This window comes from Nocardia cyriacigeorgica GUH-2 (assembly GCF_000284035.1).
Taxonomy (GTDB): Bacteria; Actinomycetota; Actinomycetes; order Mycobacteriales; family Mycobacteriaceae; genus Nocardia; species Nocardia cyriacigeorgica_B.
The window spans coordinates 3,671,469-3,693,721 of the sequence record NC_016887.1 but is presented as its reverse complement, the minus strand read 5'-3'; the positions used below and the strand labels follow the sequence as shown (position 1 = coordinate 3,693,721).

Below are 22,253 nucleotides of genomic sequence, written 5' to 3'. Positions count from 1 at the left end.
CGGGTGACACAGAACCGGTCGCTGACAGGCGAGCTGGACAGCTTTTCCGCCGAACTCACCTTCCGGCTGGACCCCTTCCAGCAGCAGGCATGCCGCGCCCTCGAAGAGGGGCACAGCGTGCTGGTGTGCGCGCCCACCGGCGCGGGGAAAACCGTGGTCGGTGAGTTCGCCGTGCACCTAGCGCTGGCCACCGGCGGCAAATGCTTCTACACCACACCCATCAAGGCGCTGTCGAACCAGAAGTTCGCCGACCTCACCGCCCGCTACGGCCGGGCCAAGGTCGGGCTGCTCACCGGCGATCAGTCGATCAACTCGAACGCGCCCGTCGTGGTCATGACCACCGAGGTGCTGCGCAATATGCTCTACGCCTCCTCCGACGCTTTGCACGCGCTGTCGTATGTGGTGATGGACGAAGTCCACTACCTGGCCGACCGGTTCCGCGGCGCGGTGTGGGAAGAGGCAATCCTGCATCTGTCGCCGGAGGTGCGGCTGGTCAGCCTGTCGGCCACGGTGTCGAATGCCGAAGAGTTCGGCGCCTGGATGGAGACCGTGCGCGGCGATACCGCCGTCGTGGTGGACGAGACGCGGCCGGTGCCGCTGTGGCAGCACGTCATGGTCGGACGGCGGATGTTCGACCTGTTCGACAGCAATTCCTCCGAGCAGAAGGTGCTCGTCGACGAAGATCTGGTCCGCTATATCCGGCACCGGGAATCCGCCGACCGGATGAACTCCTGGGGTGGCCCGCGCGGCCGTGGCGGTGGCCGCCGCGACTTCCGTCCGCTGCCGCGTCCGGAGGTACTGGCCAAGCTGGACGAAGAAGGACTGCTGCCGGCGATCACGTTCATCTTCAGCCGCGCCGGCTGCGACGGCGCGCTGGCGCAGTGCCTGCGCTCGGGGCTGGATCTGGGGCGCGGGCAGGACCAGGAGCAGGTCGACGCGATCATCGAGAAGCACACCGGCGAGCTGCCCAAGGCCGATCTCGAGGTGCTCGGCTACTGGGAATGGCGCGAGGCGCTGCACCGCGGGCTGGCCGCCCACCACGCCGGCATGCTCCCGGCCTTCCGGCACACGGTGGAGGAGCTGTTCGTCAACGGGCTGGTGCGCGCGGTGTTCGCCACCGAGACCCTCGCGCTCGGCATCAACATGCCCGCCCGCACCGTGGTGCTGGAACGGCTGGTCAAATACAACGGCGAATCGCACGCCGAACTCACCCCCGGCGAATACACCCAGCTCACCGGCCGCGCCGGACGTCGCGGGATCGACGTCGAGGGCCATGCGGTGGTGCTGTGGCAGCCCGAGGTCGACACCAGCGCGGTGGCCGGGCTGGCCTCCACCCGCACCTATCCGCTGCGCAGCTCGTTCCGTCCCGGCTACAACATGTCGATCAACCTGATCGACCGGATGGGAGCCGCGGAGGCCCGCGCGCTGCTGGAGCGTTCCTTCGCGCAGTTCCAGGCCGACCGTTCGGTGGTCGGGCTGGTGCGCGGTATCGAACGTAACGAGAACCAGCTGCGCAAGCTCGCCGGTCAACTGGGTGGGGTCGAAGGCGACTTCTTCGAGTACTTCTCGCTGCGGGAACGGATCAAGCAGCGCGAACGTCAGCTCGAGCAGCAGGGGCGGGCCGACCGGCGTGGTGCGGCGGTCGCGGCGCTCACCTCGCTGCGCCGCGGTGACGTGGTGGCCATCCCGTCGGGGCGGCGCGCGGGGCTCGCGGTGATCCTCGAACCCGACGCCACGCCCGGCGATCCCCGACCGCTGGTGCTCACCGAGGACAAATGGGCGGGCCGAATCTCGGTCGCCGATTTCCCGGTGCCCGCGCAAGCGCTCGGGCATATGCGTCTGCCGCGCCGGGTCGATCACCGCACCGCCCGCACCCGCCGCGATCTGGCCTCCGCCTTGCGCAGCACCGGTATCGCCGCGCCCGGTCGGCAGCGGCGCAGCCAGCGCGCCCGCGCCGCCGACGACCGGGAACTGGCCACGCTGCGGCGCAGCCTGCGGGCCCACCCCGCGCATCAGCGGCCCGACCGGGAACAACTCAGCCGCATCGGCGAACGGTATGCCCGGCTCTCGCGCGAGACCGACACGATGCGCCAGAAGGTTGCCGCCACCACCAATTCGCTGGCACGCACCTTCGACCGGATCCTCGGCCTGCTGGAGGAACGCGGTTTCGTGCACGAGGGCGAAGTCACCCAGGACGGACGCCGGCTCGCCCGGATCTACGCCGAAAGCGATCTGCTGGTCGCCGAATGCCTGCGCCAGGGATTGTGGCGCGGACTCGGACCGGCCGAACTGGCGGCGGTGGTGTCGATCCTGGTCTACGAATCGCGCCAGGAGGGCGGCTACCTCGGGGCCTCCGGTCCCACCGAACCGGTGCGCCGGGCGGTCGGGGCCACCGTGGCGGTGTGGTCGCAGCTGCGCACCGACGAGGCCAGGCACAAGCTCGCGCCCACCCGGGAACCAGATCTGGGAATCGTCACCGGCATTCACACCTGGGCCCGCGGCGACGGGTTGGCCGAGTCGTTGCTCGCCAGCGGCGATCAGGGCGCACCGCTGTCGGCAGGCGATTTCGTGCGCTGGTGCCGTCAGGTGATCGACCTGCTCGACCAGATCCACAGCACCGCCGACGACGTGGAGGTCGCGGCCACCGCGGCCAAGGCGGTGCGGGCGATCCGGCGGGGTGTCGTCGCGGTGGACGCCGCGTGAGAAAAGCGTTTGTGATTTGATTTCTTTCGCACGCGGGGGGCTACCGTGTGTGTACCGATGCGAGTGGAGGCAACCAGATGAGCGGCCCGTACGGACCGAACGACGCCCCTGGTCCCGGGGAGGGACGCAACGATCCCACCCAGCACTGGGGTGGACAGCAGGCGCCCGGCGGGGCCGGGCCGACCCAGCAGTGGGGTGGCCAGCAGCCGCCCGCCGCGCAGCCCACCCAGCAGTGGGGCGGTGGTGAGCAGGCCTCGCAGCAGCAGTGGGGGCAGCCCAACCAGCCTCAGCAGCCGCCGCAGCAGCAGTGGGGCCAGCAGCCGAACCAGCCGCAGCAGCCGAACCAGCCGCAGAGCCAGCCGTGGGCGCAGCCGCAGCCCCAGCAGCAGTGGGGTCAGCCGCAGCAGCCGCAGCAGCAATGGGGTCAGCCCCAGCCGCCGCAGCAGGATTGGGGCCAGCAGGGCCAGCAGCAGTGGAACCCGAACCAGCCGCAGCAGCCGCTCCAGCAGAGCGGTGGCAGCAGCGGCGGCGGTAAGAGCAAGGGCCTGATCATCGGTCTGGCCGTGCTCGGTGTGGCCATCGTCGGCGGCATCGTGGCGCTCATCCTGCTGCTCACCGCCAAGGACGAACTCGACCAGGCGGCCGTGCAGTCCGGTGTGCAGAAGGTGCTCTCGGAGTCCTACGGCATCGAGGACGTCAGCGACGTGTCCTGCCCCGCCGGCCAGGAGGTCAAGGTCGACGCCACCTTCACCTGCGACCTGAAGGTCAGCGGTGAGGCCAAGAAGGTCAGCGTCAAGATCACCAAGGACGACGGCACCTACGAGGTCGGCCGCCCGAGCTGATCTTCGCCCGGGCAGCCCGTCACCCGCGGCGCTGCTCGGTCCCGGTCCGGACGACCGACGTCGCCTGCGCCTCAGAGCCCGGGGCCCGCGGCGATGACCGCGCCGCTCGGATCGAACTCCAGTCGGTAAATCGCCGGCATCGGCATGGCCCGCACGAGGGGCCGCCGATGCCGGCGATTCCGTATTCGGCGAGTGTTGGCCCGATGCCTATGCGATGGGCGAAACGGTCTGTACCGCACCCAGATACGGGCTCTCGGCGCCACCGCGACCGGGCCGAGGGTGAGTCGCCACCGAGACCAACCGCGGGCGAATCGCTCGGGGGAGGGGCAACCGCCGGGCCGAGGTATGAGCGGCGGTGGCCGGCTCAGCCGCGGGGCGCGCCCATCGCGGTGATGAGGCGGGTGATGGGGCTGTCGGCGTTGTAGGTGACGGCGAGTTCGCGGAGGCGGTCGGGGTCGGCCGGTGTGGTGGGGAGGGTGTCGGGGCGCGAGAGGGTGACGTCGGCGTCGCGGACCACGCGGACCACCGGGGCGGCGGCGGCCAAATACGCCTCGGCGGCACGGAGTTTGGTGCGCACACTCTGGGAGAGGTCGGCGGAGGGGTCGTCGACGGCGGCGCGCAGGGCGTCCAGGGAGCCGAAGCGGGTGATGAGGGTCGAGGCGGATTTCTCCCCGATGCCGGCCACACCGGGCAGGCCGTCGGAGGCGTCGCCGCGCAGGGTGGCCATGTCGGCGTAGGCGGGCCCCGCGTTCTCCAGCGGCACACCGTATTTCGCGGACACCTCCGCCGGTCCGAACAGCTCCGCCTTGGCCAATCCGCGGCCGACGTAGAGCACCCGGACCGGCGGCTCGGGGGTGTCGCGCACCAGCTGGAGCAGGTCGCGGTCGCCGCTGACCACGATGACGTCGTCGGTCTGCTCGCGGGTGGCGAGGGTGCCGAGCACGTCGTCGGCCTCCAGGCCCTCGGCGCCGCCGGTGGCGATACCGGCCGCGGCCAGCACCTCGAGGATCATCGACACCTGCGGCGTCAGCCGGTCCGGCACCACCTCCGCGCCCGGCGCGGCTTCGGCGGACGTGTCCAGCCGATGGGTTTTGTACGTCGGTACCAGATCGACCCGGAACTGCGGCCGCCAATCCAGGTCCAGGCCCACCACCAGCCGACTGGGGGAATGACGGGTGATCAAGGCGGCGACCATATCGGTGAAGCCGCGCAGCGCATTCACCGAGCGGCCATCGGGGGCGGTGATCTTCTCCGGGATCGCGTGGAAGGCGCGGAACCAGAGGCTGGCACCGTCGAGCAGCAGCAGGGGACCGGTGGCGGGAGCGGCTGACGTCACGGGCTGAGGTTACCCGGCAAGACCGACAAGGCCGGCCGGAACCACCCGGGGCCGAGTAACGCCGACCGGGCGCGGCACGGTTCGTCGAATAGGCAATGAGAGTTGCGTATCCGGCTTCGGCGCGGTCGGGCGCCGAATAGGCACACCGAGATCGTCATCGGGCATTCGCGCTCGGCTGTGGAGCCGGAAGAAGGACGGGCCGAACTTCTCAGGCGCGGACCAACGAGCCTGACCCCGCGACTTCCCAGCAACACCGAACGCCCCGAGTGGATCCGAGCGGTCCCCCGGACGGGTAACGTCGGGCGGTATGAGCTCGCACACGGATTCACGATTCGCGGCGGACGTCTACGCCGACCGGCTCGAGCGCGCGGTGCAGCTGATGCGCGAGGCCCACCTCGACGCCCTGCTCATCACCCCCGGCCCGGACTTGCGCTACTTGATCGGCTCAGCCGCCGACTCGTTCGAGCGGCTGACCTGCCTGGTCATCCCCGCCGACAAGGGCACGCCCTCGGTGGTGGTCCCGAAACTGGAACTGGCGTCGCTGGAGGGTTCGGCGGCCTCGGACCTCGGTTTACAGGTCCACGACTGGGTCGACGGCGTCGATCCGTATCAGATCGTGAAGTCGGCGCTGCACGTCGGATCGCGGGTCGCGGTCACCGACTCCATGCCCGCCCTGCACCTGATCCCGCTGGCCGAATCCTTCAGCGGACTGCCGGCCTCGGCCACTCCGGTGCTGCGGGAGCTGCGCATGATCAAGGACGCCGCCGAGATCGAAGCGCTGCGGGAAGCGGGCGCCGCGATCGACCGGGTACACGCCAGGATGGGCGAATGGTTGCTGCCCGGGCGCACCGAGGCCGAGGTCGCCGCGGACATCGAGCAGGCGATCATCGCCGAGGGGCATACCGAAGCCGAGTTCATCATCGTCGGCAGCGGACCGAACGGCGCCATTCCGCATCACGAGAAATCCGAGCGGCGGTTGCAGCAGGGCGACGTCGTCGTCATCGATATCGGCGGGCCCGTCGCTAGCGGGTACAACTCGGACTGCACCCGCACCTACGTCCTCGGCGAACCCCGCGCCGACGTGGCCACCCGCTACGCCGAACTGGAAGAGGCGCAGGCGGCGGCCGTTGCCGCGGTGCGTCCGGGCGTCACCGCCGAATCGGTGGACGCCGCCGCCCGTGAACCGCTGCGGGCCGCCGGCCTCGGCGAGGCGTTCCTGCACCGCACCGGGCACGGGATCGGGCTCTCGGTGCACGAGGAGCCCTACATCGTCGCCGGCAACGAACTGGAGTTGCGGCCGGGCATGGCGTTCAGCGTCGAACCCGGCATCTACTTCCGCGGCGAGTGGGGTGCGCGGATCGAGGACATCGTGGTCGTCACCGAAGACGGCGCCGAATCGATGAACCAGCGCCCGCACGGGCTCACTGTGCTCTGAAACGGCGGCAATCGGCGCTCACCCGGCGCGCAGCGAACTACTCGACATCACGCGCTGCACCTGAATCGCGATGACCACCCGCGTCGGGTTCTCCCGCGGCACCCGGTAGCGACCGGAGTACCGCTGCACGGCCTCGCCGACGCTGACCGGATCGTCGAGCACGGTCGCCGGGCCCTCCAGCGTCAGCCACCGGGCTCCGTCGACCTGGCTGAGCGCCGCGTACCCCGACCGGCGCGCATTGCGCACCTTCATCGACTTGCCATCGGTGATGACACGCGCGATCCCGGCCTCGCCATCCCAGGTGAACCCGACGGCCACCACATGTGGGGTGCCATCGGCGCGCAGCGTGGTGAGGGTGGCCAGGTGTCGCTCGGTCACGAAGTCGACAGCGGCAGGGGAGAGTTGCACAGCAGCACCGATCGCCATGGCTAGACCGTAGCGTGGCCCCTACCGGCGTCATCCGCTCGGCCGGGCAGGATCTCGATGTACTGTGCGCCCGAACAGGTCGATCCCCGGTTGCCGTCGCGGAGGGGCGCTGCGCGGCGCCGGTGGAGGCGGGGCTACTCCGGGACGATGGGGGTGGGCACTACGCCGAGGTTTGGCGGTGGGCTCTACGTTGGGGTGTTGGCGGTAGGTGGGCCTTACTCCGGGGCGATCATGGCGTTGGGGGCTTACGCCGGGGCGTTGCTGTGGTCTGGGGCGTTACGCCGGACTGTTGGTGGCGGGTAGAGATTTGCGCCGGGGCGTTGGCGGTGGGCTGGGCCCTCGCGCCGGGGCGCCGACCGCGGGCAGGGGTTTTATGCCGGGGCGCCGACTGCGGGCAAAGACGCACCCGGGCGATGACGCTGCCGTGCATCTCCAGCCCGGCAACGTGGTTCGCGGTTGCCGACAGATTCACACCGGATGACAGGATGGGCGCATGGGATGGCGTAGTGCGCGAGAACTCGACGCGGGGACGGTGCTGGTGCTCGGCGGGCGCAGCGAAATCGGGGTTGAAATAGCGCGGCGGGTCGCTGCGGGGCGCACCGTCGTCCTCGCGGCGCGCCGCAGCGATGAACTGGGTGAACAGGTCGCGGTAGTCGAAGCGGCCGGCGCACAAGCGGTGCACTGCGTCGAATTCGATGCCGACGACACCGCGAGCCATCCCGCACTCCTGGAGAAGATCGCCGCCGAACACGGGCCGCTCGGAGTCGTGGTGGTGGCCTTCGGCATTCTCGGCGATCAAGCCCGCGCCGAACGCGATCCGGCGCATGCGCTGGCGGTGGTGCACACCGATTTCACCGCGCAGGTCAGCGTGCTGACTGTGCTGGCGAACTTGCTGCGCGCGCAGGGCAGCGGGCAGCTGGTGGTGTTCAGCTCGATCGCCGGGGTACGGGTGCGGCGCGCGAATTACGTCTACGGTTCGGCCAAAGCCGGCCTGGACGGATTCGCCGGCGGGCTCGGTGACGCCCTGCACGGCACGGGCGTGCACCTGATGCTGGTGCGGTCCGGGTTCGTCATCGGGCGGATGACCGAGGGGATGGAGCCGGCGCCGTTGTCCAGCACGCCGGGACAGGTCGCCGAGGCCGTCGTCAAGGGACTGCACCGGCGAGCGGAGCGGGTCGTGGTGCCAGGCATTCTGCGGCTGGTGTTCGTGGCGTTCCGGATGATGCCGCAGCCGATTTGGCGCCGGATGCCGCGATGAATGTCGACGCGATCGGGGCCCGCGGAGCGCGGACGCGATGACCAGGCGCGCCGGAGAAGCGGAGCCCATGCGATGGCCTGGCGTCCCGATCGCCGTGGTCGGAATCGGCGCGGACGGCTGGCGCGGGTTGGGAGAGACGGCGCGTGCCGCGGTCGCTGACTGCGACGTGCTGATGGGTTCGGCACGCCAACTGGCGCTCGTCCCCAACGAGGTCAGCGCCGAGCGGATCAGCTGGCCGTCACCACTGCTGCCCGCCCTCGCTGGTCTGCTGCGCGCACATGCCCACGCCCGGATCTGTGTGCTGGCCAGCGGCGATCCCATGTTCTACGGCATCGGCGTCACGCTCATGAAGCTCTTCGGCCCGAGCGCGCTGCACGTGATCCCGCAACCGTCATCGGCATCGCTGGCCTGCGCTCGGCTCGGCTGGCCGCTCGCCGAGATCCCCGTCGTCTCGATGGTCGGGCGCGCACCGGCGAACCTGCTGCCCGAACTCACCGACGGCCGCCGCGTCCTCGTGCTCAGCGCCGACGCCGGCACGCCCGCCGTCATCGCAGATCTGCTCAGCCGCAACGGTTTCGGATCCTCGACGCTCACCGTCCTGGAACAACTCGGCGGCCCAGGCGAGCGCATCGTCACCGCGACCGCTGAGACCTGGGACGACCCGCGCACGGACCCGCTCAATATCGTGGCGATCGACGTGACCGCCGACCCCACCCGGCCCCGCACGACACGACTGCCCGGCCTGCCCGACGCCCTGTTCGGCGGCGACACCCAACTCACCAAATCCGAGATCCGCGCCCTGACCTTGAGCGCCCTCGCTCCGGCACCCGGTGAACTGTTGTGGGACGTCGGCGGCGGATCCGGCAGTATCGCCATCGAATGGTGCCGCACCCACCCCGGCTGCCGTGCGGTCAGCTTCGAACGGCTCGAGCAGCGCAGGCAGCGGATCGCGGACAACGCGGTCGCCCTCGGTGCTCCCGGCATCGACGTGCGCGGCGAGGTCCGTGCCGAACTCGCGGCCACCGACCTGCCCGCGCCCGATGCGATCTTCCTCGGCGGTGGCCTCACCCAGGACGGCGTCTTCGAGACATGCTGGTCACAACTACGCCAGGGCGGGCGGCTGGTGGCCAACGCGGTGACCGCCGAAACCGAGGCCATACTGGTGCGATTGGCCGCCGAGCACGGCGGTGAGCTGCGCAAATTCCAGGTGTACCGGGCCGAGTCGCTGGGTGGGTTCACCGCCTGGCGACCACAACTCCCGGTGGCGCAATGGACGGTGGTCAAGGGCCCGGCCTGAGCGGCTATCCGGTCGTGCCCATGGGTGAAACAGGGCTGTTCCACGCGGTAGGGTCTGGTCCGAGTTCCGATCGTGATCGGAAACCGAAATTTCCTGACCGGGGAGTTACATGAAGTACAAGAAGTTCGCCGCCACCGCGCTGCTCGCGGTCGCCGCCACCGGAGTCACCGCAGGCACCTCCTACGCCGCTCCGTCGCCCACCCCGCCCGCCGCCCAGGACCAGAGCACCGCGGTGCCCGCGGTCACCGGCGAAGACCAGGGCGTCGACTACACCCTCGAGCTCGCCGAGGCCGGCAAGTCGCTGGTCACCACCGTGACCGGTGGCAAGTTCAGCCTCGACACCGACGACAAGACGGTGACGCTGACCAACTCCGACGGTGCCGTCGTCACCACGATCCCGCTGACCGCCACCGCCAAGGGGCAGCCGGTCGAGATCGCTGCCACCGTCGATGCCGATGGCAGCAAGCTCACCCTGACCCCGCAGCTCACCCCGACCGCGGCTGCCCCGAGCCAGGCCGAGTTCATCTCGGCGCAGGGCTGGTTCATGGCCGAACTGCAGCGGGCCTCGCTCGGTGCGCTCGTCGGCGGCCTGATCGGTGCGGCGGTCGGCATCCTGTTCTTCGGTGTCGGCATCCTGCCCGGCGCGGTGCTCGGCGCCATCATCGGCCTCGCGGTCGCGGGTGGTCCGGAGCTGCTCAACGCGGGCCTGGCCTACTTCAGCGGCCAGCCCTGAACATCCTGATTCTGGGCGGAACCCGGCAGGCCCGGGAACTGGCCCGCATCGCTTCCGGCGAGCGAGGATTCGACATCGTCTCCTCGCTCGCCGGACGTGTTCGTGAGCCGCTGCTGCCGGTTGGTGAGGTCCGCGTCGGTGGGTTCGGCGGGCCGGATGGCCTGCGGGAGTTCTTGTTACAGCGGCAGATCGCGGCCGTCGTCGACGCGACCCATCCGTTCGCCGACACCATCACCGCTAATGCGGCGATCGCCTGCCGCGCCGCCGGTATCCCGTTGTTGCGGTTGAGCCGGCCCGGCTGGTCGGCGGGGCCGGGGGACAACTGGCTTCGCGTTGCGGACCTTGCCGCCGCGGCCGAGCGGGTCACCGAACTGGGGGAGCGGGTTTTTCTCACCATCGGCCGTCAAGGTGTCGGCGCGTTCGCCGGGCTCAGCGAGCAGTGGTTTCTCATCCGCGCCATCGATCCGCCGGAAACCGATCTGCCGCCCCACCATGAACTCTTGCTCGCCCGTGGGCCTTTCACCGTCGAGGCCGAGGCCGAGATCCTGGCCGGGCATCGCGTCGACGTGGTGGTGACCAAGGACAGTGGGGGCGACGACACGGCCGCGAAGCTCACCGCCGCGCGGCAGGCCGGAATTCCGGTGCTGATGATCGACCGGCCGGCAGTTCCGCCCGGCACCGAGGTCGTGGCCGAAGTCGGGGATGCGGTCGAGTGGTTGCGCCGCCGTGCGAACAACCACCGTTGACCTGTCGAACTACTTGCGCCAGAAGAAGTGGTGCACCATCCCGCTGGGGCTCGGAACCCGCTCGAGATGAAAGCGATCGGTCAGTTCCTCCGGGCTCGACCACAACCGTTCGCCGCGTCCGAGTTCGACCGGGGCGACCGCCACGTGCATCTGGTCGATGAGATCGGCATCGAGGAACTGCCGCACTGTCGCGACACCACCACCGATGCGCACATCCTTGCCGTCGGCGGCCTCGAACGCTCGGGCCAGGGCCTCTTTCGGCGTGGCGTCGAGGAAATGGAACGTGGTGTCGGCCAGCGTGAATGACGGCCGAGGGTGATGGGTGAGCACGAATACCGGTGTGCGGAACGGTGGTACATCACCCCACCAGCCCTGCCAGTCGTAGTCCTCCCACGGCCCCCGCTGCGGACCGAACTTGTTGCGCCCCATGATCTCCGCGCCGATATTGTTCGCGAAATCGCGGGTGATGTAGTCGTCGAGCCCGTAGGTTCCGCCCGGCTCGGTCCGGTTCACCCAGTGCGCCGTAGCTCCCGCCCACGACATGAAATCCGCCGGGTCGGCGTGCCCGAACGGGCGGTCGAGGCTCTGCCCGACGCCGGCGCCGTACCCGTCGCTGGAAATGCTGAAGTTCTGTACCCGCACGAACTGTGTCATCGAAGCCCTTTCTGATTGCAATTTGCAAGCAGTTAGGACCGTACCGGTGCTGCTTCCATAGTGCAACCGGTTGTCCGAATTGCAGCCGTCCCTGAATCCCGAGCGTCCGGGTCAGTCCTGCGGCGGTGGCGGTGTTGTCACCAATTCGGCCGGGGTACGCCCGAGGAGAGCGGGGAGGCGGTCGAACCAGTCGAGGACGGCGCGTTCGTAGGCGATGCCGAATTCGAGGGTGGCGCGCTGGTGGGCGCGCATTCCGGCGCAGTCTTCGCGGAGGTAGCCGTCGAGGCGGCGCCGGTGGACCTCGCGTCCTGCGGCGATGATCTCGTCGAGATGGGTGGGGTCGAGGTGATCGCCGAACGACATCGTCAGCAGGAGGGGGACGCGGATGGTTTCGGCGCCGGGGTCGCGCGCGATCCACTCGCGGAAGGCGGCACGGCCGGCGTCGGTGATGTGATACGGGGTGCGCTCGCGGGCGCCGGTCTGGCCTTTCTCGACCAGGCCGGCGGCGTCCATGGCGGTGAGTTCGCGGTAGACCTGGCTCTGCGTGATGGTCCAGAAATCGCCGATGCGCTCCTGGGCCAGATTCACCAGGTCCCAGCCGGACATCGGGCCTTCGTGCAGGAAGCCGAGTAGGGAGGCGGCCGTGGAGTTCAACGGCCGCCTGCTCGTACGGTCGGCCACGCTGTACTCCCTTCGGGTCGACACTCCATAGTGGAATGTGTACGAGTCTACCGGTTCGGGCGGACGCGGCGGTCCGGCGCGCGGTGCGGCGGTTCAGACCTGGTAGCGCCGGGAGGTGTAGACGCGTGGCCCGTCCTCGGTCTCGACCACGGCAGTGGTGGAGGCGCCGATGATCAGCAGCGTGCGCATATCGACCTCGCTCGGCTCGAGATCGCCCAGCGACACCACGCGCACTGTTTCGGTGGGCCCGCCGACATCGCGGCCGATCACCACGGGCGTCAGCGGCGAGCGGTGCTCGAGCAGCAGCTCCCGCATGGCCGACACCTGCCACGTGCGCTGGCTCGAGGCCGGGTTGTAGATGGCGATGGCCATATCGGCGGCCGCGGCGGCGGATAGCCGGCGCGCGACGACGTCCCACGGCTTGAGCCGATCCGACAGCGAGATCATCGCGTAGTCGTGACCCAATGGCGCGCCCACCCGGCTCGCGACGGCGTTGGCGGCGGTCACGCCGGGCAGCACCCGGACGGGGACCCCCTTCCATTGCGGATCGGCCGACTCTTCCAACACCGCGGCGGCCATCGCGAACACGCCGGGGTCCCCGGAGGAGACCACGGCGACGCGTGCACCATTCTTGGCCAGATCCAAAGCCATGGCGGCGCGCTCGGATTCGACCCGATTGTCGCTGGCGTGCCTGCGCTGGCCGGGTCGGACGGGGACACGGTTGATGTAGGTGGTGTAGCCGACGAGGTCGGTGGCTTCGGCGAGGGCTTGCTCGACTTCGGGTGTCGTCCAGGCGGTCGCGCCCGGGCCGAGGCCGACGACGACCACTTCGCCGGAATCGGCAAGTTCGTCAGGCGCCCTGGTGGGGACGGTGGCATCGTGCGCCTGCGGGTCGACGTTTTCCGGCGCGATCGGGTCGAAGCTGGCGCTGGAGACTTCCTGCGGGACTGCGTTCTCCGGTGGCGCGGCCATGACGGAGTCGGCCGATCGGCCGACGTGCCCTCCGGACGCTGACTGCGTGTCGCCGGGAGTCGCCGACTCGGCCACACCAAGGCAGTTCGTTGAATGCCCTGTCGCCGAACTCTTTTCGCTCGGTGCGCTCAGACGCAACGGCGTGGTCGGTTCCGGCCCGGGAACGATGGTGATGGCGAAGTAGGGGACCTCGTCATCGGCCACGTCGGCGGCGGCCAGCACCCGCTGACGGCCGGTGCTGGCCCGCTCGACGTAATACGCCTCGCCCAGCTTGCCCGCGTCCGAGAGCGCCTGGCGGACGGCGGGATAGGTGCGGCCGAGCTTCATGACGGCAGCGGCGTCGGCGGTGCGCAGGCGTTCGGTGAGTTCGTCGACCGGCATAGTGCCGGGCAGCACGGTCAGCACCTGCTCGCCCTCGACCAGCGGTGTGCCCAGGGCAGCCGTCGCCGCGCTCACCGAAGTGATGCCGGGAATGATCTCGGCCTCGAACCGGTCGGCCAGGCGGCGGTGCATATGCATATAGGAGCTGTAGAACAGGGGGTCGCCCGCGGCCAGGAGCGCGACGCTGCGTCCGGCGGCTAGATGTCCGGCCAGTCGCTCGGCGGCTTGCTCATAGAACTCGTCGATCGCGCCCTGGTATCCGCCGGGATGGTCGGTGGTCTCGGTCGTCACCGGGTACACCAGGTGCTCTTCGAGCTGGCCCGGCCGCATGTACGGTTCGGCGATGGCGCGCGAGATGCTGCGCCCGTGTCGCGCGCTGTGGAAGGCGATCACGTCGGCCGCGCCGATGATCCGCGCCGCCTTCACCGTCACCAGTTCCGGATCGCCGGGACCGAGTCCGATACCCCAGAGTTTGCCGGGTGCGCTCATTCCTGTTCGCTCGCAATCGCATTCAGGGCCGAGGCGGTGATGGCGCTGCCGCCGCGCCTGCCGCGCACGGTCAGATAGTCGACACCGCCCGCCTCGATCAACGCGTCCTTGGACTCGACGGCGCCGACGAAGCCGACCGGGATGCCCAGCACCGCCGCCGGACGCGGCGCACCGGCATCCAGCATGTCCAGCAGATGGAACAGCGCGGTGGGCGCGTTGCCGATGGCGACCACCGCGCCGTCGAGCCGCTCGGCCCACAACTCCAGCGCCGCCGCCGACCGCGTGGTGCCCATCCGCTGCGCCAGCTCCGGCACCCGCGGATCGCCCAGCAGACACAGCACCTCGTTATCGGCGGGCAGCCGCTTGCGCGTCACCCCCGAGGCGACCATGTTCGCATCGCACAAAATCGGCGCCCCCGCCCGCAACGCCGCCCGCGCCGCGCCAACAACTCCCGGCGTGAACGCCACATCCTGCGCCAGATCGACCTGCCCGCATCCATGGATCATCCGCACCACCACCTGCGCGACATCCGGCGGAAACCCGCTCAGATCCGCCTCGGCCCGGATCGTGGCGAAAGACCGCCGATAGATCTCGGCCGCGTCGGTGAGATAACTGGCACGCACGTCGGACATGCCGCTCAGCCTATGACCCGGGTATATGCGGCCGTCGCCGTGGGTCGACCGGATCAGCTATCGCTGGGTGTTCGCGGTCCGTCAGGCCGCGCTGGTGAACGAGACGTCCACCGTGGCATCAAGGGCTGCGGCCAGCCTGTCGAGCAGTGTCAATGTGGGGACGTGCTCCCCGGACTCGAGCCGGGAGATAGCGGCTTGACTGGTCCCTGCACGTCGGGCCAGTTCGGATTGCGACAACCCGAGGCCTTCTCGGCGTTCGCGGACTGCTCGCCCGAGCTCGACTGCCCGCCTTTCGGCTTCGTAGCCGGCGCGCACAGCATTTCCGTGCCGGTGCACATCAGGGGTGGTGTCCAACCTGACATGCTGACTCTTGCTCATGTCAGACCTTCCTCTCGAAAACCTCGGTTGCGTGGCCGTGCTCGGCTTCGCATTCCTTCTGTGCCAGCACCGCACGTTCGACCTGCGCCGATTCACGCTGACGCGTCTTGTAGAAGACGGTCAACAGAATGACACGCCGTTGAGGTGCCAACCAGTACGTGATACGCACGGGACGGCCGTCGAGGCTGAACCGCAACTCGCGAACTTTGCCGTCCAAATGTCTCGAGTAGGGTTCGCCAAGCGTGCCTGCGGACTCGGCGAGCATCTCTGCTCGATACATTGCGCGACCGTAATGCTCATCGCTCAGCGATTCCAGCCAAGCTCTTACCTCGGGTTCGACCTCTATGTCGAACATGTCCATGCCGTCAATGATATATGCCATCGTTGATATGGCCAATCCAAGTTCTCCGGCGACGATGAACGGGGGTGCCGATGGTTATCCGACCGAGTACCCGTCCGGCCCGGCGGTGACGTCGGTGACGGGGCCGGCGGGGCGGCCGCAGTGGCGGTCGCAGCCGGACCAGTGCTGGCGGCCTGCGATGAGGAGCTGGTCGGCGGGGGTGGGGGAGTCGGTGGTGGGGGTGGTGGTGCCGGGTGGGAGGACGCGGCCGGATTCGACGGCGGCGGTGGCGTCGGCGCGGACGTCGGTGTGGGATTTGGCGCAGCCGGGGCGGCCGGCGCAGGCGGTGACCTGCAACCACGGGGAGTTCGCGTCGAAGATCAGGCCCATCGGGGCCAGGACGCGCACGACCTGTTCGGCGGGCCATTCGTCGAGGTCGGTGAGGACGATCGAGCGCCACGGGGTGATGAACAGCGGGCGTTCGACGGCGGCGAGGAATTCCGCGGTGCGGGCGGGCAAGGAGCCCAGGCGGATGCCCGCGCCGAGGGCGACCAGGCCGTTGTCCTGAGGGAGCCAGCCGATCGGCGGCGGCGGAGCGGTTTCGATGTGCACGCGCGGCGATACCGGCGTCAGGCCCAGCGACCCGGCGAGGCGTTCGGCGCCGTCTTCGATCTCGTGCAATCGCCAATGGCCGGAGCCGAGATCGAGGAATCCGTGCGCGGCCGCCAGCAGGACGTCGGCGGTATCGGCGGTCGAGACCCGCAGCCCGCTGTCCCGGCCGGCGAGCAGGATCGCGAACTCGTCGGCGCCGACGGCATGCGCACCGATATCGGGGCCGAGCGCGCTGACGTCGCCGCGCCCGTCGTCCAGCGCGAACAGCACCCGTCCGGGCAGGTCAGCGAGCCGCGCCGCCGCCCGCAGCCCGGCATCGAGGGAACCGACCAGTGGGTGCACGTCCGCGAGCCCGCCAATCCGGCCCGACAGCGGCGAGGCGACGATATTGCGCACCCGCTCATGGGTGTGGCTGGGCAGCAACCCCGCCGCTTCGAGCCTGCCGGTCAGCTCGCGCGCATCACGCACCTGACGCAACTGCACATTCCCGCGCGAGGTGAGTTCGATATTGCCGTCACCGAGCTCGTCGGCCGCCCCGGCCAGCGCCTGGATCTGGTGCGGTTCCAGCCGTCCACCGGGCATTCGGATGCGTGCCAGCGGCCCGTCGGCGGCCTCGTGCAGCCGTAGCACTCCCGGGCAGGAATCCGAATCTGTGCGAGCCATGATCGGTCCAGCTTACGGACCCTACGGCGGGCGCGAGCGGGTGTGGCATTGACGCAACCAATTGGTTGCCATACTATTGCAACCGTTGAGTTGCTACTGAGTGGAGTGCATGATGGGATTTCCTGATCGAATCGAGCGGACCGTCGAGCTGGCGCATCCGCCGGAGAAGGTGTGGACGGCGATTACAACGGCAGAGGGGCTCGGCACCTGGTTCGGCAACGAGGCGCGCATCGACCTGCGCCCCGGCGGCGAGGCCTGGCTGCGCTGGGATGAGGGCGGCTCGCAGCAGCTACGGGTAGAGCGCGTTGAGCGTCCGCGCATCTTCGGCTTCACCTGGCAGATCTACGGCCTGCCCGCCGAAGACCCGCGCCGCACCTACGTCGAGTTCACCCTCGAACCGACGGGTGCCGGCACGCGATTGACCGTGGTGGAAACCGGATTCGCGCAACTCGCCGACGACGAACACAAGACCGCGCATTCCGGCAACGTCGACGGCTGGGCGCAGGAACTCGGGGAACTGGTGACCTACCTCGATGCCGCCTGACACCGAAGCGATCGCCGAACAGGTCTTCACCGCACTGGCCGATCCGAGCCGCCGCGCGATCCTGGCGGAGCTGGCTTCGGCCGGCCCCGCCACCGCCACCGACCTGGCCGCCCGGCTCCCGATCACCCGCCAGGCGATCGCGAAACACCTTGCGCTGCTGTCGGATTCGGGGCTGGTGATCCCCGAACCGGGCGAGCGGCGCCGCGTGCGTTACCGATTGCATTCGGCGCCGATGCAGGTGGCGCAGCAGTTCCTTGCAGCGCTTGCTCGGGACTGGGATGGGCGGCTCGAGGTATTGAAGGATCATTTGGATCGGTCGTGAGGGTGGAAGCCGGTGTCGCGCACCGAATCCGGACGCTGCTGCGCCCAAGGGAACTCGATCGGGGACGCCGCAATGGGTTCGGTCCCTGCCAGTTGCCCCCACCGCAGCACGGTCATACCTGCGTCCGGCCACGGCTCGTTGGCCTCTACTCGCACCAGCGATGTGTGCGTGTGTTTGTCACCGATCTTGGCTTTCGTCCCGGCCGAGACCATCCACACCTTCAACCCGGCCTCGGCGCCCGGCCTCGCGAGCCACCTCGACCTGGGTGTACACCTACCGTGCGCGGTCGAGGATTACGCGGGCGAGTGCGTCGGGGGCTTCGAGCATCGCGAGATGACCGACTCCCGGCAGGTATTCGACTTCGGCGCCGGGGACCGCCTCGTACTCCCGGGTCGAGGCCGGGTTCCAGCGTGGGTCCGAATCGCCGAAGATGACCAAGGGTGGTTTGCCGGCGTCTACGAGGCGTTCGGGCACGGTCCGCGCGGCGAGGTAATCCGTGTTGGCCACCAGGATCGCGCGCAGAGTGCGGTACGACATCGTTCGCATATCGGCCAGAACCTCATCGGGCACAGTGATCGGAGCAGCCGCTGTCGCCGCGACGGCCCGGCGGATCATCGAATCGGTACGGATCGCCCATACGAGCGGCCCCAAGGGCGGTCGGGAAAGCATCCGGATGATCGCCGACTCGGGGAGAAGTGCCGAGAGGCTCGGTCCCGTGCTGACCAGAATCAGCTCGCCGACGAGGTCCGGCCGCTGCTCCACCAGAGCGGTGGCGACATATCCTCCACTGGAGTGGCCCACCACAGCCGAGCATTGGATGCCGAGATCATCCAGCACCGCGGCCGTCCGATCCGCCTGCTGCGCAACGGCATACGTCGGCACCGAAGCAGATCGGCCACAGCCGGGCAGGTCGATCGTGACGACCCGGAACTCGGTGGCAAGCGATGAAACCACCGGCGCCCACGTCGAACCGGTTGCGCCCGAACCATGGATGAGCAGCAGGGGCGGGGCCGTGGGGTTCCCCTCGATGACGACATGCAACCCGCGGATCGTTTCGTCGATGCGTGCGGCGGCGGTGCTCGAATCACTCATACAGACAGCGTCGTACTGGACTCGCCACCTGTATTGAACGAATGTCACGCTGTGGTGCCCGGCTAGCCTGGAGCGTATGACCGCGACGCCCGGATGGGATTGGAGCCGGGTCGGCATTTCCGTCCCGGTTCGTCCGCCTGCTCGGGGTGTTCGGATGGCGGGGTTCCGTTACCGCGACGTCGGTGCCGTCGATATGACGATGATCCCGCATCCGCTGGTCACGCTCCTGATCGACCTCGGCGAGCGCGGCATCGTGTACGACACGCTCGGGCGGCCGGTGACGGGGAGCGCGATCGTCGGGTTGCGTGGCGGCGCCGTGCGCATTTCCGGTTCCGGATCCGGTGACGTTCTCCAGATCCGTTTGTCGCCGGTCGTCGCGGCAGCGGTCCTCCGCGATACCGACGTGATCGGCGGGGCGGTGACTCCGATGGCGGAGCTGTGGGGCGACACTGCCGAATTGTGCGAGCGGCTCCGGGCGACGTCGTCGTGGGACGACCGATTCGCCCTCGCCGCCGCGTTCCTGCGGAGCCGAGTGTCCAGGAAGGCCGAGGTAGCACCCGAGATCGCCTATGCCTGGGACCAGGCCATGCGCACCAGGGGCCTGGTCCGCATCCAGGATCTAGCCCTCGAGACCGGCTGGTCCCGTCAACGACTCTGGTCCCGTTTCCGAACCCACATCGGAGTGACGCCCAAGCATGCGGCCGAGCTCGTCCGCTTCGACCACGCCGCCCATCTGCTGGCGGCCGGGCGCCCACCCGCGGACGCCGCGGTCGAAGCCGGCTACGCCGACCAATCCCATCTGCACCGTCGAACCAGAGCGATCACCGATCTGACCCCGTCCGTCGTCGCGCAGGCGACATGGCTCGCGATCGACGACATCGCTTGGCCGACAACGTGATCGAGGACGCCTGGTCTGAATCCGTCTCGATAGGCCGAGATAACTCGCCCTATCCCCAGGTCGCCTGATCGGGCACCGTCGAGCTGAACACCACATAGAAGAAATGCCCGGGCATCAGTTCGTTCATATCGTGCCAGGCGCCCCACGGGTCGCGCTGGTAGTAGTTTTCCATGCCGGTGCCGTCGTCGAAGCAGACGATGCCGCCGGTGCCGAACGGGCTCCAATAGACGTCGGTGCCGGGACGCGGCAGCTCCAGCGGGGTGCGGAACAGGTGGCTGCACGGCCGGATCACCGGGTCGTACATGGACGGCTGGGCGGCGGCCGACGGCGCGAGTGTGGTGAGTCCCGCGACGGTGATGGCGGCGGCAGCGAGCCCGCTGCGGACGGTGGAACGCATCTATCCTGCTCCTTTTACTGGGCGGAAAGGGTTCGCTCTGCTGTGTCGGCAAATATGTGTGGCTATCGTTACGTGTGGCCGACGCACCGCTAGCATCCTGCCGCATCACCGTCGGTATCGAATCCGGAATCTCCGGATCAGCGTGCGCCCGGCGATGGCGCCTCACCATGTAAGGACCGGTTTGACAACCCGGCCCGCGCGTTGATCTTCGAGCGCGCGATCGATCCCGGTGTGCGGGTAGCGGGTGATGAGCCGATCCGCCGGCAACAGGCCGCGCTTGTGCAGGTCCAGCAGATGCGGAATGAACGTGCTCGGAACGGCGTCGCCCTCCAGGCATCCGCGAATCACCTTGCCGTACAAGACGATATCGCTGACGTCAACCGGCGGCGTGCCCGCGCCGAGCCCGACCGCCACCACCGTCGCACCCGTCGTGAGCGCCGCGACAGCGTCACCGAGAACGCTCGCGACGCCGGTGGTGTCGAGCGCGTGGGTCGCGCCGCCGCCGGTGAGCTCGCGGATCGCCGGCGTGGTGGGGGATTCGGCCGGGTCGATGGCGGCGTCGGCGCCCAGCTCGCGGGCCAGTTCGCGGCGGGCCGCGGAGGTCTCGACGACGGCGACGCGAACGTCGGCCATCGTCCGCGCGGCGAGCAGCGCGGCCATGCCGACCGCACCCGCACCGTAGATGGCCAGCCAGGAGCCAGGCTCCGGACGTAAAACATTGAGCACCGCGCCCATACCGGTCTGGAATCCGCATCCGAACGGTGCCGCCAGAGCGAGGTCGATCGCGGAATCGATGACGACGGTGTTGTCCTCTGCGGCGAGCGCGTAGCCCGCGAAGCTCGACTGGCCGAAGAAGCCGTCCAGCACCGGCACGCCGTCGACGGTCACCCGCGGCTGATCGTGCGCGCGCCGCCCGAACTGGTTCAACGCGTTCGCCCGACGGCAGTACGCGGGACGTCCGGCGCGGCAGTTGGCGCACCCACCGCAATGCCGGAACGTCAGCACGACATGATCGCCCGGTCGCACTGCACTCACGCCCGGCCCGACCGCCTCGACCACGCCCGCACCTTCGTGGCCCAGCAACACCGGCCGGTCGCCCGCACCTGCCCGCCGGCTCACCAGATCGGTATGGCACACACCGGCAGCGGCGATGCGCACCAGAATCTCACCTGCGCGCGGTTCGTCGATATCGACTGTCTCGACCGTGAATCCCGCACGCGGATCGCGGGACAGGACGGCGCTCGTGCGCATCAATTCACCCGCTCCAGCAGGAAGTAGAAGTGCTCACCACGCGAGAGCACCAGCTCGGGGCGTCCGTTCATGATGCCCATCAAGGTGTTGTCGTCGAGCCACTTGAAATGGTCGAACACCGCGCGCCCGTCGTAGACCATCGTCGCGGTGACCTCGCCGCGGAACTCGATATTCCACAGCGTCGCTTCGCCTTGCCCGAGTTCGACATTCGAGAACAAGGTGCCGTCCTCGGCGCGGCAGATGAGCGGCTTGGCATCGTCGAGTGCCAGGAACGTCTTGCCGTACCAGCGGCTGGCCGGCAGCGCCCGGCACAGCGGGTGGCCGGTCTGGAACGCTCCGCCGCGCCATTCGCCGAGGATGTCCTCGGCCCGCGCGGGCCGTAGCCGGCCCCACAGTTCGTCCAGTTCGGCGACCGACACCCCGTCGGTCTGATCCCTGAGTTCCTGCCATCGTGCGGCCATCACGTCCTCGTCTCGCCGAGCTTCCAGAACCGTTTGGTTCGTGAAATGACCATAGTTCCGAACCAAATGGTTCGGCAAGCTACGATTCGGGCATGCGTGCGGCAGGTGAGGCGACCCGGGAGCGGATTCTCGCGGCGGCCAAGGCCGAGTTCGCGCAGTACGGCATCGCCGGCGCCCGGATCAACCGCATTGCCGCCGCGGCCCGCGCCAGCAAAGACCGCCTCTACGCCTACTTCCCAGGAAAACGCGAGCTCTACATCGCCGTCACCGAACGCTGGACCGCCGAAACCACCGCCGAAACCGCCCTGCGCGCCGACGACCTCCCCGGCTACGTAGGCCGCCTGTTCGACCACTTCGTCGCCAACCCCGACAATGCCCGCCTCCAGGTGTGGTCGGAACTCGAACCGGCTGACGACGAGGCCGTGACCGAGGTCGTCCGCCGCACCATCGACCCCAAACTCGCCGAACTGCGCCGCGGCCAGCGGGAGGGTTTGATCACCGCCGACATCCCCGCCCCCGCCCTGCTCCGCATGCTCACCGACCTTGCTCGCACCAGTGCGATGCACGCGGCCTTCGCCGAACGGCGCGCGGGCGGCGACCGGCTGCCCGCCCAGCGCGCGGCGACCGTGCTCGCCGCCCAGCGCCTCGTCGCGCCGCAGCGGCACTGACCGCCGGGTTGTCGCAGCGCGCTCGCGAGTCCCGCCGAGTCG

Annotated in this window: 24 protein-coding genes; 11 read left to right on the top strand and 13 right to left on the bottom strand. The window is 69.2% G+C overall.

Annotated elements, in window-relative coordinates; translation table 11 throughout:
• Positions 1 to 3: 3 nt before the first annotated feature.
• Together NOCYR_RS16575 and NOCYR_RS16570 are read left to right on the top strand one after the other, a co-directional pair.
• The gene (locus NOCYR_RS16575; RefSeq protein ID WP_014351549.1) at positions 4 to 2,703 is read left to right on the top strand and encodes a DEAD/DEAH box helicase; all 2,700 of its coding nucleotides are present in this window, start codon (positions 4 to 6) and stop codon (positions 2,701 to 2,703) included.
• Positions 2,704 to 2,780: 77 nt separating this feature from the next.
• Positions 2,781 to 3,545, top strand: coding sequence for a DUF4333 domain-containing protein (locus NOCYR_RS16570; RefSeq protein WP_014351548.1), 765 nt, complete (start codon positions 2,781 to 2,783; stop codon positions 3,543 to 3,545).
• Positions 3,546 to 3,909: 364 nt separating this feature from the next.
• Here the strand turns inward: NOCYR_RS16570 and NOCYR_RS16565 are convergent, their stop codons facing one another.
• Positions 3,910 to 4,881, bottom strand: coding sequence for a 5'-3' exonuclease (locus NOCYR_RS16565; protein ID WP_014351547.1), 972 nt, complete (start codon positions 4,879 to 4,881; stop codon positions 3,910 to 3,912).
• A 307-nt stretch (positions 4,882 to 5,188) separates the two neighbouring features.
• Here NOCYR_RS16565 and NOCYR_RS16560 point away from each other — a divergent pair, with 307 nt between their 5' ends.
• Positions 5,189 to 6,316, top strand: a complete 1,128-nt coding sequence (locus tag NOCYR_RS16560) for a M24 family metallopeptidase (RefSeq protein ID WP_014351546.1) — start codon at positions 5,189 to 5,191, stop codon at positions 6,314 to 6,316.
• An 18-nt stretch (positions 6,317 to 6,334) separates the two neighbouring features.
• Here NOCYR_RS16560 and NOCYR_RS16555 read toward each other — a convergent pair whose 3' ends face one another.
• The gene (locus NOCYR_RS16555; protein WP_014351545.1) at positions 6,335 to 6,742 is read right to left on the bottom strand and encodes a PPOX class F420-dependent oxidoreductase; all 408 of its coding nucleotides are present in this window, start codon (positions 6,740 to 6,742) and stop codon (positions 6,335 to 6,337) included.
• Positions 6,743 to 7,235: 493 nt separating this feature from the next.
• On the opposite strand from NOCYR_RS16555, the gene NOCYR_RS16550 reads away from it, so the two are divergent.
• The 4 genes from NOCYR_RS16550 (at position 7,236) to NOCYR_RS16535 (ending at position 10,776) form a co-directional block, all read left to right on the top strand.
• Positions 7,236 to 8,000, top strand: coding sequence for an SDR family NAD(P)-dependent oxidoreductase (locus tag NOCYR_RS16550; protein WP_014351544.1), 765 nt, complete (start codon positions 7,236 to 7,238; stop codon positions 7,998 to 8,000).
• A gap of 67 nt (positions 8,001 to 8,067) precedes the next feature.
• Positions 8,068 to 9,297: a bifunctional cobalt-precorrin-7 (C(5))-methyltransferase/cobalt-precorrin-6B (C(15))-methyltransferase gene (locus NOCYR_RS16545; protein WP_014351542.1), complete on the top strand. Its 1,230-nt coding sequence runs from the start codon at positions 8,068 to 8,070 to the stop codon at positions 9,295 to 9,297.
• A gap of 109 nt (positions 9,298 to 9,406) precedes the next feature.
• Complete coding sequence (locus tag NOCYR_RS16540; protein ID WP_014351541.1) at positions 9,407 to 10,030, top strand: DUF456 domain-containing protein; 624 nt, start codon at positions 9,407 to 9,409, stop codon at positions 10,028 to 10,030.
• Positions 10,027 to 10,776 carry a cobalt-precorrin-6A reductase gene (locus NOCYR_RS16535; RefSeq protein WP_086008266.1) on the top strand — a complete coding sequence of 250 codons (750 nt, stop codon included), beginning with the start codon at positions 10,027 to 10,029 and terminating at the stop codon, positions 10,774 to 10,776. Before NOCYR_RS16540 ends, NOCYR_RS16535 begins: the two co-directional genes overlap by 4 nt.
• A 9-nt stretch (positions 10,777 to 10,785) precedes the next feature.
• Here the strand turns inward: NOCYR_RS16535 and NOCYR_RS16530 are convergent, their stop codons facing one another.
• The 7 genes from NOCYR_RS16530 to cobG form a co-directional block, all read right to left on the bottom strand.
• Complete coding sequence (locus NOCYR_RS16530) at positions 10,786 to 11,430, bottom strand: dihydrofolate reductase family protein (protein ID WP_014351539.1); 645 nt, start codon at positions 11,428 to 11,430, stop codon at positions 10,786 to 10,788.
• Positions 11,431 to 11,541: 111 nt separating this feature from the next.
• Entirely contained in the window at positions 11,542 to 12,111 is a 570-nt protein-coding gene (locus tag NOCYR_RS16525; RefSeq protein WP_014351538.1) for a PadR family transcriptional regulator, read from the bottom strand.
• 93 nt (positions 12,112 to 12,204) lie between these two features.
• The gene (locus NOCYR_RS16520; RefSeq protein WP_014351537.1) at positions 12,205 to 13,953 is read right to left on the bottom strand and encodes a precorrin-2 C(20)-methyltransferase; all 1,749 of its coding nucleotides are present in this window, start codon (positions 13,951 to 13,953) and stop codon (positions 12,205 to 12,207) included.
• A complete protein-coding gene (locus tag NOCYR_RS16515) occupies positions 13,950 to 14,585 on the bottom strand; it encodes a precorrin-8X methylmutase (protein WP_014351536.1) in 636 nt (211 codons plus the stop codon). The genes NOCYR_RS16520 and NOCYR_RS16515 overlap by 4 nt, the downstream gene beginning before the upstream one ends.
• An 81-nt stretch (positions 14,586 to 14,666) precedes the next feature.
• Positions 14,667 to 14,963, bottom strand: a complete 297-nt coding sequence (locus tag NOCYR_RS16510; protein WP_081505431.1) for a helix-turn-helix transcriptional regulator — start codon at positions 14,961 to 14,963, stop codon at positions 14,667 to 14,669.
• Position 14,964: 1 nt separating this feature from the next.
• Positions 14,965 to 15,324, bottom strand: coding sequence for a type II toxin-antitoxin system RelE/ParE family toxin (locus NOCYR_RS16505; protein WP_197538390.1), 360 nt, complete (start codon positions 15,322 to 15,324; stop codon positions 14,965 to 14,967).
• A gap of 75 nt (positions 15,325 to 15,399) precedes the next feature.
• Complete coding sequence (gene cobG / locus NOCYR_RS16500) at positions 15,400 to 16,578, bottom strand: precorrin-3B synthase (RefSeq protein ID WP_048833448.1); 1,179 nt, start codon at positions 16,576 to 16,578, stop codon at positions 15,400 to 15,402.
• A 112-nt stretch (positions 16,579 to 16,690) separates the two neighbouring features.
• Here cobG and NOCYR_RS16495 point away from each other — a divergent pair, with 112 nt between their 5' ends.
• The gene (locus NOCYR_RS16495) at positions 16,691 to 17,122 is read left to right on the top strand and encodes an SRPBCC domain-containing protein (RefSeq protein WP_014351532.1); all 432 of its coding nucleotides are present in this window, start codon (positions 16,691 to 16,693) and stop codon (positions 17,120 to 17,122) included.
• On the top strand, positions 17,112 to 17,444 hold the full coding sequence (locus tag NOCYR_RS16490; RefSeq protein WP_014351531.1) for an ArsR/SmtB family transcription factor: 333 nt from the start codon (positions 17,112 to 17,114) through the stop codon (positions 17,442 to 17,444). Before NOCYR_RS16495 ends, NOCYR_RS16490 begins: the two co-directional genes overlap by 11 nt.
• A gap of 273 nt (positions 17,445 to 17,717) precedes the next feature.
• Here NOCYR_RS16490 and NOCYR_RS16480 read toward each other — a convergent pair whose 3' ends face one another.
• Positions 17,718 to 18,485, bottom strand: coding sequence for an alpha/beta fold hydrolase (locus NOCYR_RS16480; RefSeq protein WP_231855941.1), 768 nt, complete (start codon positions 18,483 to 18,485; stop codon positions 17,718 to 17,720).
• Between the two features lie 205 nt (positions 18,486 to 18,690).
• Here NOCYR_RS16480 and NOCYR_RS16475 point away from each other — a divergent pair, with 205 nt between their 5' ends.
• On the top strand, positions 18,691 to 19,434 hold the full coding sequence (locus tag NOCYR_RS16475) for a helix-turn-helix domain-containing protein (RefSeq protein ID WP_014351528.1): 744 nt from the start codon (positions 18,691 to 18,693) through the stop codon (positions 19,432 to 19,434).
• 49 nt (positions 19,435 to 19,483) lie between these two features.
• Here the strand turns inward: NOCYR_RS16475 and NOCYR_RS16470 are convergent, their stop codons facing one another.
• From NOCYR_RS16470 to NOCYR_RS16460, 3 genes are all read right to left on the bottom strand, one after another.
• On the bottom strand, positions 19,484 to 19,831 hold the full coding sequence (locus NOCYR_RS16470; RefSeq protein ID WP_014351527.1) for a hypothetical protein: 348 nt from the start codon (positions 19,829 to 19,831) through the stop codon (positions 19,484 to 19,486).
• 162 nt (positions 19,832 to 19,993) lie between these two features.
• Positions 19,994 to 21,082, bottom strand: coding sequence for an NAD(P)-dependent alcohol dehydrogenase (locus NOCYR_RS16465; RefSeq protein ID WP_014351526.1), 1,089 nt, complete (start codon positions 21,080 to 21,082; stop codon positions 19,994 to 19,996).
• Positions 21,082 to 21,543: a DUF4334 domain-containing protein gene (locus tag NOCYR_RS16460; RefSeq protein ID WP_014351525.1), complete on the bottom strand. Its 462-nt coding sequence runs from the start codon at positions 21,541 to 21,543 to the stop codon at positions 21,082 to 21,084. Before NOCYR_RS16460 ends, NOCYR_RS16465 begins: the two co-directional genes overlap by 1 nt.
• Before the next feature lie 92 nt (positions 21,544 to 21,635).
• Here NOCYR_RS16460 and NOCYR_RS16455 point away from each other — a divergent pair, with 92 nt between their 5' ends.
• Positions 21,636 to 22,211: a TetR family transcriptional regulator gene (locus NOCYR_RS16455; RefSeq protein ID WP_014351524.1), complete on the top strand. Its 576-nt coding sequence runs from the start codon at positions 21,636 to 21,638 to the stop codon at positions 22,209 to 22,211.
• Positions 22,212 to 22,253: the final 42 nt, after the last annotated feature.